The sequence below is a fragment of the Pseudarthrobacter sp. RHLT3-21 genome (assembly GCF_059383495.1).
On record NZ_JBWZCI010000006.1, the window covers coordinates 99,976 to 112,142 of the forward strand.

Sequence of the window (12,167 nt, forward strand, 5' to 3'; positions counted from 1 at the left end):
GTCAAAGCAACTCCGATCCCCGGCGCATCGAGGTCCTGGTCCCGATGCGCTGGGGGGACATGGACGCCTACGGGCACATCAACAATGTCCAGATTGTCCGGATGCTCGAGGAAGCCCGGATTTCAGCGTTCGGGCCTCCCCGGGGTACCGGCCTGCCCGGCATCGAGCCGGAAGTGTCACTCTTCAACGACGTTCCGGAGGGGACCCTGGCGCTGGTGGTGGACCACAAAATCCGCTACGTCAGGACGTTGGAATACCGCAACGTCCCGGCAGTGGTCCAGGTGTGGATCGGCGCGGTGAAGGGCGCCAGTTTCGACATACACTACGTGGTCCAGGACCCGGTCACCCGGGTGGAATGCGTCCGGGCCAGCAGCCACCTGGCGTTTGTGGACGAGGCCTCCGGCCGCGTCCTGCGCCTGACGCCGGAGCAGAAGGAGCGGCTCGCGCCGTTTACGTTCTGAGCCGTAATCGATTTGAACCGTGTCCGTTCGTGCCTGCGCACCCGTTGCGCAGGCACGGCGAACACCGGAAACTGTGAATATCCACTAAGGAGCGTTGACATGGCCAAGAAGACCAAAAAGACCTGGAAAGAAATGCCACCGGCGGCACGGGTGGGATTTGTGGCCATCGGAATCGCGCAGGTGTCGCTGATGCTTGCCGCCCAGCGGGACATTTCCAAGCGTCCGGCTGACCAGATTAACGGGCCAAAAGCGGCCTGGCGCGTGGCTGCCCTGATCAATTTCATCGGCCCGATGGGCTACTTCATTCTGGGGCGCAAGCGGCCCGGATCCGGGGCCGGAGCAGTCAAATAGCAACCCCCGCCGAACTGCACCCAACCAGGGACTTCGGAGCAGGCACCCAGCTTGAGCCTGTAAATTTGAACCCATGACCCCAAATCCCAAGACTGCCATGCACCGCGCCCTCGGTGTCTCAAAGGAGATCGAGGACGCGGCCTGGTTTGTGCTGGGACCGGGCTTGCAGGGCAAGCAGTCGGCCCTGGACGGAATCACCCTGACCTGGACAGCGGAGGCCGCGGCCGAGCTGCTGGAACGCCTGGAGCGGGGAGCCGCGGATGCCAAGGCGCCCATGATGACCAACCTCCGGCAGAACCTCCAGGACGCCTCCAGGGAGGCCAAGCAGCTGGCCGTGGAGCTGCTCTTCCTGCAGTCGCTGCCGTTGGCCCACGAGGTCAAGTCGCTGAAGGTTAAGCGCGCCCGTGTGGCCGAGGCCGCGTCGTGGCTGGAGACACCCCCGGAGCCGCCGCTGGAGCTGCCCGAGGAACTCTACAAGGGCATGACGGACCACGGCGTGATCAGGGACCGCACCGCCGAATTCAACTGGACCATCTGGGACCACCTCAAATGGCTCTGCCGGTTTGTGCAGCATGTGGACCAGCAGATTCCGGCCGCCATCGCCAAGGCGTTGAAGGACCCGCTCAATTTCCACGAGCTTGCCGCGGGCACCCCGGGGGACCAACCCGCCATCCGCCGCAGCATCGAATACCTTGCTTGGCCCAGCTACTTCGAACCCGTTGTGGCGGACGTGGAACGGCAGGAAATCCGGGACGCCTTCGCCTCCCTGGTGGGTGGGGCCAAGGGCGACAGCGACGAAGACATCACCGCGGACATCCATCGCATCCGCCTGCACCTGGACGAACAGGCCGGCCAGCGCATCGACTGGTACGCCCGCCAGCTGGTCAGCCAGTGGCGCAAAGTGGGGGACCCCGGGCGCCGCGCCTGGCTGCTGCGTACCCACAGCGACAACGCCGAGCTTCTCACCGCGTGGCAGGACGAGGAGAAGGTGACGCTCGACGTCGAACATCTCCGCCACCTGGACCCCGGCGTGACCGCGGGGCTGGTGCAGCACGCGGTGGATGAGGATTACAAGCACCTGGGCTACGTGGAGCGGGAGGACACCAAAACGGCGGTATTCGCCTTCCTCACCGTCATGAAGCCCGGCGACCTGGTCCTGTACCAGCACGCCGGAACCGTGCGGCTGGGCGTGGTGCTGGGCGAGCCCGAGCACAACGACGACAACCGCCGCCTCCGGCGCAAGGTGCGCTGGCTGGACGACGACGGCCACGCCACCGCCGACCTGCCCCGTCACGTCCAGCGGCAGCTCGCCACCTCCGGGATCGTTGTTGACGTCACCAGAGTGGTGCAGGCGCTGCAGGCGCTCGTGCCGGCCGAAGCGGAACCGGAGGACGACGACGCCGCCGCACCTGCCGCCGTCGTGCCCCCCGTGCAGGAGGGCTTCCGCCCGCTGAGCCGCGACTTCGCGGATTCGCTGCACATGGACCTGGAGCCGCTGCAGGAGATCGCGGAACTGCTGGAGGAGAACCGCCAGCTGGTCCTGTACGGGCCGCCCGGGACGGGCAAGACGTACCTGGCCAAGCACCTCGCGGCGGAGCTGGCCCAGGACAGCACGGACGAGCGGGTGAAGCTGGTGCAGTTCCACCCGTCGTACGCGTATGAAGACTTTTTCGAGGGCTACCGGCCGGACAAGACTGACGAGGGCCAGGTGTCCTTCAAACTCGTGGCGGGACCGCTGCGCCGGCTGGCCGAGGAAGCCGCCAAGCCCGGAAACGAGAAGAAGCCCTATTTCCTCATCATTGATGAGATGAACCGCGCCAACCTGGCCAAGGTGTTCGGCGAGCTGTACTTCCTGCTGGAATACCGTGACGACCGGATCTACCTGCAGTACAGCCCCAACGAGCCGTTTACGCTGCCCGACAACCTGTACATCATCGGCACCATGAACACCGCGGACCGGTCCATCGCCATGATGGATGCCGCCATCCGCCGCCGGTTCGCGTTCATCGAGCTGCACCCGCAGACGGAGCCGGTGAAGGGGTCGCTGCTGCGGTTCCTGCAGGCGCGGGACCTGGACACCACGCCGGCGCTGCTGCTTGATGCGCTCAACGCCGCCATTGACGAGTGGGACCGGGACCTGATGATCGGCCCTTCATACTTTATGAAGACGGCCGCGCAGACGCCGACCGGGCTGCGCCGGATCTGGAAATACGAACTGATGCCGCTTCTTGAGGAGCATTACCACGGCCAGCTGACCCGGGCCCAGCTGGAGGAGCGGTTCGGGCTGGAGCAGCTGCTGGGACGCCTTGTTACCAGCTAAGCCAACCCACACTCCGGTGCACGGCGGCGCCGCGTCAGGAGGGGCCGTGGAGGGTCGCGCAGCATCAGGTGGCGCGGCGTCAGGTGGCGCAGCGTTGGGCGGCGCCCTGCAGCGTGGTGGCGGCCCCGCAGTGCGCCACCTGGTCCTCGACGAGCTGTCCAAAGGCACCGTGGAACGCCTCGATGCGGCCAGCGCGGCCTTTATGAACGCCAGCGGACTGGCCAAAGCCTCCCCGATGGGCATGGGTTTGTACCGGATCGAGCCTGTGGGCAAGGTGGGGTCCGTCCGCACGTCCACCCTGCAGCTGGATGTGCGCCCCAAGGACCGGCTGGGGTTGAGCCGTCTCCTCTTCCTCCTCGGGTACGCCGGAAATCAGGGCTTCCGGCCGGATTCCGTGGCCGCCACCGAGGACCGCGAACTCTGGAGCGCCCTGGCCGAATCCCTCGCCCAACTGGCAGAGCGTGCCTTGGGACGAGGGGTGCTGCAGGGTTACCTGACCGTTGATGAGTCCCTCCGCACGGTCAAGGGCCGCATCCGGATTTCCGACCAGATCTCCCGGCGCCCCGGCATGCTGGTGCCGCTGGAAGTGTCCTACGACGAGTTCACCGAGGACATCGCCGAGAACCGGATCCTGCGCGCCGCGCTGGAGCGGATGGGCCAGGTGCCGCGGGTCCGCCCCGAAGTGCTGAGCCGTCTGCGGCAGTTGAAGGGAAAGCTCGACGCCGTCACCCGCCTTCCCGCCGGTGCGCCGCTGCCACCGTGGACGCCGAGCCGGATGAACGTCCGCTACCAGTCAGTGCTGCGCCTTGCGGAGCTGATCCTGAAGAATGCCTCCGCGGAGGCGGGGGAGGGGAAGCAGCAGACGGCGTCGTTTGTGGTGGACATGGGCCAGGTGTTTGAGGATTTTGTGGGCACTGCGCTCCGCGAGGCCATGGCGGCGTATCCAGGGGAGATGCGGCTGCAGTATAACGCGCTCCTCAGCGAAGCCGTCCATGATGCCGACCGGCTCTCCGTGCGCCCGGACGCCGTACACCTCCTGGCCGGCCGGCCGGTGGTGGTCTACAACGCCAAGTACAAGGCCGCCGCCGACCTGGGCGCATCCCTGACCGCCGACCACTACCAGATGCTGGCGCACTGCACCGCCCTGGGTGTGCCCACCGCCTGGCTGGTCTATGCAGGGGCGGGCGAGATGAAACTGCGGCGGATCCTGAACACTGACATCGACATTGTGGAGTTTCCGCTGGATCTGTCGATGCCGCCGTCGGACATCCTGGCAGCGGTGGCGGACCTGGCACGGCAGTCCTGGGGTGAAGTGGTCCCCGCCCGCCCCCTAACCTCGCAAGCTCGGCCAGGGAACCCGGCGGGCGTGGGCCCAGCTGCCCGCGCGGGAACCTAGACCGGCACCCGGAACGTGAACGTGGTGCCCTGACCCAGTTTGCTCTCCACCTGGATGGTTCCGCCGTGAGCCTCCACGATGGCCTTGCTGATGGGCAGGCCCAGGCCCACGCCGGGAATGGCAGTCCGGCGAACGTTGCTGGTCCGGAAGAACTTGGCGAACACCTGGGCCTGGTCGTCGGCGTTCATGCCCATGCCGGTATCGCTGACGCGGCAGGCGAGGAGGCCGTCGTCGTTCTCCAACGACACCACCACATTGCCGCCGTCGGGCGAGTATTTGATCGCGTTGGAGACCAGATTGTCCAGCACCTGGGAGATGCGGGCGCCGTCCACGTGGGCCTCCAGCTTTGCTGGTGTTTCCGCTTTCAACGCAACGCGGGAGGCCTCAGCCCTGGGCATCGCGGCGGACACGCTGGCGCGTACCAGTTCAGCGACGTCGACGGCGTGCGGCGTCACGATCAGTTGCCCGTTCCGGCTGGCGAGGAGGTCCGATACCAAGGTGAGCAGGCGTTCTGAATTGCGCTTGATGATGTTCAGCGGTTCCAGTTGGTCGTCCCCGGGATCGTCCTCCAGGAGGAGTTCCACGTAGCCCAGAATGGAGGTCAGGGGAGTCCTGAATTCGTGGGACACGCTGGAGACGAAATCATCCTTGGCGGCCAGGGCGTCCACTAAGTCTGTCACGTCACTGAAGACGATCACCGAGCCCGCGAACTTCCCGTCCGGGTCCGTCATGGCCCGGGCGCTGGTGGTGATGGCCCGCTGCTCTTTGCCCTCGCCCAGCCAGACCAGGTAGTCCGTGAAGGTCTCGCCCAGGACGGCCCTGCGCACCGGGCGGTCTGCCACCGGGACAGGGGTGGTACGGTCTGCGCCGAAGACCAGCAGCTGGGACTCGTTCGGATCGTCGATGTCCTTCGGCGTGGCCAGTTCGTGGTTGGCGCGCTGTTTCCGGTTCATCAGGATGTCGTGGCCGTCTGCGTCGACGGCGAGGACGCCCAGATGCACGGTGTCCAGAACGGAGTTGAGCAAGGCCTCCTGCCGCTTTGTGCTGCGCAGGCTGGCTTGAAGCTGCACGTCCTTCTCTTCCAGGATCCGCTGCTGCCGCATCATGCTCAGGGTCAGGACGCTGACCGACACGCCGATTCCGAGCATCATGACGGGGACGAGCAGGGATTTGGCCAAGCTGGGGCCCGATACATCCCCGCGAATCAGCAGCGGAACCCAGATGATGGCCAAGGGCCCGAAGAACGACAACCACAGGGAGGCCCGCGGATAATAGCCTGAGGCGCACAGCCAGGTGACGGGGAAAACCGCCAACAGGCTGATGCCGGTCAGGCTCTCCTGCCCGCCCTCCCTGCCCAGGGCGATGGAGACAAAGTCCAGGAGCGGGATGATGAGGAAGCTGGTGTAGGGCAGGCGGTCCCAGGGCGCCAGGTAGCACAGGGCCATGATGGCCAGCTGGGAAACGAGGAAGGCCACGAAGAGCGGGTTGTCCATGGTCCCCGGAAAAAACGCCCACATCAGGAACGCCGTAAGGAGCGTGGTGACGAACAGGGGTGTCTGGCTGAGGACGACCCGGTCCGTCAGCCGGTATTCGTGGAAGGGTCGCCGAAAAAACCTGACGCGACCCGTGGCCCACGTTACGGGTTCACTCATGAACGTCGGCCTGAGGTGGGAGGATAGGGGAATGCATACCAGCAGGATATCGGCAGCGGGCTATACTTCTGACGTTGTCAAGCTGGCTGAGGGGGCTGGTATGAGTGAAGCGCGAGTGGGCCTGGTCATCGAGGATGATCGGGATATCCGGGAGTTGGTCCGAACGGTCCTGACCCAGGCAGGTTTTGACGTCACCGTTGCCGGCAGCGGGGCGGAGGGCGTTAAGGCGGCCAGAACCTTGAATCCTGACGTCATAACGCTCGATTTGGGGTTGCCGGACATCGACGGTTTCGAGGTCTCCCGCCAGATCCGCGAGTTCTCGGATGCCTACATCGTGATGCTCACGGCGCGGGCTGAAGAACTTGATACGTTAATCGGTCTCGAGTCCGGGGCTGACGACTACCTCACCAAGCCCTTCCGCCCCCGCGAACTCCGCGCGCGGATCGCTGCGATGATGCGCCGGCCCCGGTCGGTTCCGGACGCGGGGGAGACCGCTCCCGTTCCTGATCGCCCTGCCGACGCCGTTAGTGCCAGCGGAAACGGTCAGTACAGCCACAATGGATTGGATCTGAGTTACGCCTCACGCTCGGTCAGTGTGGACGGCCAGGAGCTCAACCTGACCCGGACCGAGTTCGAACTCCTGTATGCCCTGCTCGAGGCGGGACGGACTGTTCGGACCAAATCGGATTTGGTGCGTCGGCTCCGGGACGAGGATTACGACGTCGGAAGTTACATCAGCGAAGCGGATGAACGTTCGGTGGAGGTGCATATGGGCAACCTCCGGAAGAAACTCGGCGATTCACCGCAGCAACCCCGCTGGCTGCAGACTGTCCGCGGCGTGGGTTACCGGTTGGCACCAGGCGGGCGCTGAGCCTCGAGCCTGTGCAGGGTTTGGCGGCTGCACTGGTTGATCGGCCTGAGGTATCTGACGGCCAACTGCGGCAGTGCCACGGATGGTTCTGCACGCGGGGACTCTTCCCGGATGGAACGTTCAAGGTCCATGGCCAGCCCCGCCAGCCGTTCTGCCCCCACCATCTGGCTCGAAGTTTTGAGGCTCAGGATCGCATCCACGGCACCGTCCAGGTCTCCGGTGGTCAGAGCGAGCCGCAGCCTGCCGATCCGCAACGGCAGGCAGTCGATGAAATTTCCCACGAAGACGTTGCAGTAGCCTTCATCCTCGTCGAGTTCCACGCGCAGCCGGTCAAGAACGGAGGGATCTACCAGGGGGCGCCCCGCGTCATCGGATGGAGCCATTTCCGTCCCTTCCGCTCGCGGCTGCCGCCCCGGTAGGGGGCGGTTACTTGTGTTTTTGTCCACTTTCAGAGTAATTCTGTTCCCTGGAGATGCAGCCGTTCGGGACAAGGATTGCGGGATTCCTGAGGAGACTGCGGGTTTTTCATAGGAGTTCATCTTTGCGGGCGCCGATCAATTCACGAGGGGGCAAACGCTCAAGATTGACTCAAGTCTGCCGGGCGTTTCTTGCCTGCCGCGTGTTGCCTGCTGCCCGGTTACCGAGCGCCTGTCTGTGAGGCGTCGAGGAACTTCACCAGGTGGGCTTCGAGGGCCGAGCCGTCCTTCAATTCGCACTCCCACACGGTGAGCACCTCCCAGCCGGCGGCTATCAACTGTTGGCGCTGGTCGGCGTCGCGGTTTTTGGTGCGGGTGCGCTTGGCCTCCCAAAAGGTGGCGTTCGTTTTGGGGGCGTGCTGGCCTACCCGGCAGTCGTGGAAGTGCCAGAAGCAGCCGTTGATGAAGATGACCTTTCGCCGGCCTGCGAAGACCAGGTCCGGGCGGCCTGGCAGGCGGCTGTTGCCCGCCCTGCCGTGCAGGCGGTAGCGGTAGCCCTTGGCATGGAGGAGGCGGCGCACGAGCAGTTCCGGCTTGGTGTTCTTGCCCCTGATGCGGGACATGTTCCAGCTGCGCTGCTCGGGAGTGAGCCTGTCCGCCATGATTCCGGTCCAGGCGCTCCTAGATTTCGCGCTCCGGCTGGTCGCCCAGCTCGAAATGGCGGCCGCTGACCGACGTTGGCACGATCTCCACGTAGAAATCCTTCAGCGTCGGCACCCAGGAATTCAGGCCCAGCTCTTCGACGGCGGCGAGTTCCGTTGAGTTGGTCAGGACGCGCGCCGTTCCACGGAGCACTACGGACCAGGCTTCATCCGAGAGGATGCCGTCCGTTTCAAGCAGCACCCTGGAGTTGATGGTGAGTTGGGCCAGCTTGTTGCCCGGCGCGGTGCGGAGGTAGATCTTCCGGTCTGAGGCGAGGTAGTTGACGGGAAAAATGTCCGGTTCGCCGGCAACGGAGACCACCAGCCGGCCGTGCCGGGTAGCTTCCAGGAGTTTCCAGGACTGCTCGTCGTCGAGCTCCAGAACGGGGTGGCCATCTGCGTGGGTAAACATCATGCAGCCTATTCTTCTACGATCGGTAGAAGAATTCTAGGGGTTGGGCCTGGGAATTCCGTGCGCCCGGGGCTGGAAGGGTGTTTGTCCTTGTGACTTTTTATTGGCCCCTGGCGGTGGTAGAACCGATGGCGGGTGGCTGTGGATAACTTTCATCGCTCAAATGTGTCCTGGGCTACCCTTAAGGTCATTGTTCGGAGCGAAGCGTCTTGAAACTATCGGGGGATTAGCTGCCCATGACATCGCACATAACTTTTGCGGCCAGGCGTTCGCGCTTGCACTTTGTTGCTGCTGTTGCCGCCTCTGCTTTGCTCTTGACTGGCTGTAACTCGGGTAGCGACCCCAACAGCGGTGGCACATCCTCCGCTTCGCCGTCCGCGAGTTCGACGGCCAGCCCCAGCGCCACCCCGACGGCGTCTGCCGTCTATAAGCCGGCTGACGCGACGGGCCGTGCCCAGAATGTCCCAGTGCCCGTACTTCCTGCCGAGGCGTCGGTCAGAAGTAAGGACGGGCTCGAAGCGTTCGCTCGACACTGGTATGCCACTCTGACTTACGCCTACGAGACCGGCGATATGAAGCCCCTGGAGAGTATTTCAAGCCCAACATGCGTTAGTTGCGCTCGAGTGAAAGAAGTCGTCGAGGGCTGGCACTCGGGCGGCCAGTGGATCGCAGGCGGGCGCATGGTCGTTGAGGGTGCGCAAACGAAGTTTCTCGAGGTTGCGCCGGGTGAATATCAAGTCTTGATTCAGGTGCGGCAAGAGCCGCTTTCCTACTACCGCGCCGACAAGTCCCTGGACGAGACAACGGAGAGCAAGCCTGCGATCGGCGACATCATGATCGCCGGATATGAGAATGGTGTCTGGACTGCCAAAACTGTTGAGCACCTGGTCAATGAATAATGAAAACAATTGCCCGCTGCGGGTTCTTGATGCTCTTCGTCATCCTGCTAATCGTTCCGACGGTTTCCCCTGCTCGCGCTGAGACTTCTGTCAAAGGTGACTGGGGAGGGGCAGGAGCGAATGTTGGTGGTTGGTATCAGCATCCGGGCTCAGGAGCGTGGACTGAAACACCCATGGGGGTAGACGACGATCCTTACGTGTACATGTACAAGCATGTTTGCCGGACGGATCCGACTCTGGATGGCTCAAATTGCGCGGGACCGGATATCGCCTGCGCAGCAGGCGACGATGGGCGGAGCGTCAACTGGTACAGATCGCTCGCAGAGTTTACTCCCCGTGTTTGGAGTTTTTTCGCGGGACCGACCTGCATCTACGACGAAAAACCTGTCGACGTCCTGGAGCAAATTGCCGCCCAGATCCAGCAGCAGTTCGAGAGCCTCCCTATCAACGCAGGAGCCGTCGTAGCCCAGCCCAGTCCCAATACACTCCGCGGCGCGGAAACGAACTTCTACGCCGACCCGATAGAGCAACAGTTTGACGTGACGATGCTCGGGCAGAACGTGCATGTTGTCGCTACGCCGGTTCAGTACACCTGGAATTACGGCGACGGTGCCGTTATCGGTCCCCAGCCTTCCATGGGTGGGCCGCTGCCACAGGACCGTTGGGGCGAAAAGACCCGAACGAGCCACGTCTACGCGGACACGGGCGACTTCCAGGTCGTCCTCACTACGTCTTTCCAAGGCACGTATTCCGTGAACAACGGACCGCCGCTGCCAATACCCGGCCAAGGCCAGTTCAGCGCACCACCGCGGACCATCAGCGTCTGGCGGTCCATCACCCGGAACTACGCCGACGACTGCAACCAGAACCCGCAGGGGCAAGGATGCCCGGGCGTCCCATCGCCCCGATAGGAAGCGTCGGATGACGCGGATGAGACGGCCGGCAACAGCGCCCGCAGACGCGCCAAGCCACCCCAGCCGAGAGTGATCCGCGCCTCCATCGGAATACTTGCACGCGCCGCGCAGTTGGGCACAGCAGTACCAATTCACCTCGAAAGGAACTGCGCATGCTGTTTTCCCCCTTAACTCTTGGCGAGCTTGAACTGCCCAACCGCCTCGTGATGGCACCCCTTACCCGTCTCCGCTCAGGCGAGGACGGTGTCCCGGGTCCCTTGGTCGTGGAGCACTACCGACAGCGCGCATCCCTGGGACTCATCGTCAGCGAAGGGACCTACCCGAGCCCCGCCGGACGCTCTTACCCGGGGCAGCCCGGTCTCGTCACCGCGGAGCAGATTGCCGCCTGGAAAAAGGTCACCGACGCGGTGCACGCTGAAGGCGGCCGGATATTCGCCCAGATCATGCACGGCGGACGGGTTTCCCATGCGGACATCACGGGTGGCCACACCATCGTGGGTCCGAGTGCCGTCGCCATCGAGGGTGAGGTCCGCACCCCGTCCGGCAAGCAGGCGTACCCCGTCCCGCACGCACTGACCATCGGTGAGCTGCCCGTAGTGATGCAGGAAATCGTCACCGGCTCGATCAACGCCATTGAAGCGGGATTCGACGGCGTGGAGCTGCACTCGGCCAACGGCTACCTTCTCCACGAATTCCTGGCCCCGAACTCCAATGTCCGCGACGACAGCTACGGCGGTTCGCCGGAAAAGCGGGCCCGCTTTGTGATCGAAACGGTCAACGCCGTGGTGGCCGCGGTGGGTTCGAACCGCGTGGGTATCCGCATCTCGCCGGAACACAGCGTCCAGGGCATCGCCGAGACGGATGCGGCCGATGTCCGCGCCACCTACGAGGTGTTGGTGGACAGCATAGCGCCGCTGAACCTCGCCTATGTCAGCATCCTGCACCACGAGCCCACCAGTGAACTGGTCCAGGATCTCCGGGCACGCTTCAACGGCACGTTCCTGGTGAACTCCGGCTTCGGCACCATCACCACGCTGGAGGAAGCAACCGCGCTGGTGGCCGACGGCCATGCAGACGCTGTGGTGGTGGGACGCCCGGCCATTGCCAACCCGGACCTCGCGCGGCGCTGGAAGGAAAGCCTTCCACTGAACGAACCGGACGCGTCCACGTTCTACGCGGACGGCTCCGTAGGCTACACGGATTACCCCGCGTATTCCGCTTAGCCGTCAACGCTCGGCTTGGCCAGAGATTAACGACGACGGCGGCACCCGGCTTGGGTGCCGCCGTCGTTGGCTGCTCGGTGTGCTGTCCCGGCAGCTCGCGCCAATTAGCCATCCGACGGCTGTTTTGGCTCATTTTCAAAAGTTGGCCCGCCCAGGTTCACAAGCGCTGAGCGGTAACCCCAGAATACTCCAGCGAATGGATTATTGCCAGGGAAATAACTACAGGTATGCCTCCCGGCCCGTCCCTTCGCGCATCACCAGCTTGTCGTCCTGAATCGAGACGAGCAGGCTTTTGGGCTTTCCGCTGACTTTGGCAATGGCTTTCAGGCCCCGGTTGGTGACTTCCACACCCACCTGAGCCCCTTTCGCGGGCAGCTCTACGGACGCTTCGTAGGCTTCGCCCAGCAGAGGGTTGGTGGACACCCCCATGTCTCGGCGGACCTCCTTGCCGTTGACCATGACGGTGATGTTGGCCTCGTCGAACCCTTCCTGAAAGACGATGAGCAGTTCCCGCATGGTGGCCTCTTCCTCGAAGTGATTACCTGTGACGG

At 64.0% G+C, this 12,167-nt stretch carries 13 protein-coding genes; 8 read left to right on the plus strand and 5 right to left on the minus strand.

The window, feature by feature from the left end; all coding sequences use genetic code 11:
* Nucleotides 1-44: 44 nt before the first annotated feature.
* From AC50YA_RS08890 to AC50YA_RS08905, 4 genes are all read left to right on the plus strand, one after another.
* Nucleotides 45-461 (plus strand): acyl-CoA thioesterase, encoded by a 417-nt coding sequence (locus AC50YA_RS08890; protein ID WP_494981920.1) that lies wholly within the window; start codon nucleotides 45-47, stop codon nucleotides 459-461.
* A 99-nt stretch (nucleotides 462-560) separates the two neighbouring features.
* A complete protein-coding gene (locus tag AC50YA_RS08895; protein WP_494981921.1) occupies nucleotides 561-812 on the plus strand; it encodes a PLDc N-terminal domain-containing protein in 252 nt (83 codons plus the stop codon).
* A 73-nt stretch (nucleotides 813-885) separates the two neighbouring features.
* Entirely contained in the window at nucleotides 886-3,132 is a 2,247-nt protein-coding gene (locus AC50YA_RS08900; RefSeq protein WP_494981922.1) for an McrB family protein, read from the plus strand.
* Between the two features lie 94 nt (nucleotides 3,133-3,226).
* A complete protein-coding gene (locus AC50YA_RS08905) occupies nucleotides 3,227-4,528 on the plus strand; it encodes a 5-methylcytosine restriction system specificity protein McrC (RefSeq protein WP_494982037.1) in 1,302 nt (433 codons plus the stop codon).
* On the opposite strand, the gene AC50YA_RS08910 is transcribed toward AC50YA_RS08905, so the two are convergent.
* Entirely contained in the window at nucleotides 4,525-6,180 is a 1,656-nt protein-coding gene (locus AC50YA_RS08910; protein ID WP_494981923.1) for a sensor histidine kinase, read from the minus strand. The genes AC50YA_RS08905 and AC50YA_RS08910 overlap by 4 nt on opposite strands.
* Before the next feature lie 100 nt (nucleotides 6,181-6,280).
* Here AC50YA_RS08910 and AC50YA_RS08915 point away from each other — a divergent pair, with 100 nt between their 5' ends.
* Nucleotides 6,281-7,051, plus strand: a complete 771-nt coding sequence (locus AC50YA_RS08915; protein WP_494981924.1) for a response regulator transcription factor — start codon at nucleotides 6,281-6,283, stop codon at nucleotides 7,049-7,051.
* On the opposite strand, the gene AC50YA_RS08920 is transcribed toward AC50YA_RS08915, so the two are convergent.
* The 3 genes from AC50YA_RS08920 to AC50YA_RS08930 form a co-directional block, all read right to left on the minus strand.
* Nucleotides 7,024-7,434 carry an Hpt domain-containing protein gene (locus tag AC50YA_RS08920; protein ID WP_494981925.1) on the minus strand — a complete coding sequence of 137 codons (411 nt, stop codon included), beginning with the start codon at nucleotides 7,432-7,434 and terminating at the stop codon, nucleotides 7,024-7,026. The two genes, AC50YA_RS08915 and AC50YA_RS08920, sit on opposite strands and share 28 nt — an antisense overlap.
* 254 nt (nucleotides 7,435-7,688) lie before the next feature.
* Nucleotides 7,689-8,129 (minus strand): very short patch repair endonuclease, encoded by a 441-nt coding sequence (locus tag AC50YA_RS08925; RefSeq protein ID WP_494981926.1) that lies wholly within the window; start codon nucleotides 8,127-8,129, stop codon nucleotides 7,689-7,691.
* Nucleotides 8,130-8,148: 19 nt separating this feature from the next.
* Nucleotides 8,149-8,583 carry a pyridoxamine 5'-phosphate oxidase family protein gene (locus AC50YA_RS08930; RefSeq protein WP_494981927.1) on the minus strand — a complete coding sequence of 145 codons (435 nt, stop codon included), beginning with the start codon at nucleotides 8,581-8,583 and terminating at the stop codon, nucleotides 8,149-8,151.
* Between the two features lie 233 nt (nucleotides 8,584-8,816).
* Here AC50YA_RS08930 and AC50YA_RS08935 point away from each other — a divergent pair, with 233 nt between their 5' ends.
* From AC50YA_RS08935 to AC50YA_RS08945, 3 genes are all read left to right on the plus strand, one after another.
* A complete protein-coding gene (locus AC50YA_RS08935) occupies nucleotides 8,817-9,479 on the plus strand; it encodes a DUF6318 family protein (RefSeq protein WP_494981928.1) in 663 nt (220 codons plus the stop codon).
* A 173-nt stretch (nucleotides 9,480-9,652) separates the two neighbouring features.
* Entirely contained in the window at nucleotides 9,653-10,390 is a 738-nt protein-coding gene (locus AC50YA_RS08940; RefSeq protein WP_494981929.1) for a PKD domain-containing protein, read from the plus strand.
* 155 nt (nucleotides 10,391-10,545) lie between these two features.
* Nucleotides 10,546-11,616, plus strand: coding sequence for an alkene reductase (locus AC50YA_RS08945; protein ID WP_494981930.1), 1,071 nt, complete (start codon nucleotides 10,546-10,548; stop codon nucleotides 11,614-11,616).
* Nucleotides 11,617-11,835: 219 nt separating this feature from the next.
* On the opposite strand, the gene AC50YA_RS08950 is transcribed toward AC50YA_RS08945, so the two are convergent.
* A complete protein-coding gene (locus AC50YA_RS08950; protein WP_463940526.1) occupies nucleotides 11,836-12,132 on the minus strand; it encodes a hypothetical protein in 297 nt (98 codons plus the stop codon).
* Between the last annotated feature and the right edge of the window lie 35 nt (nucleotides 12,133-12,167).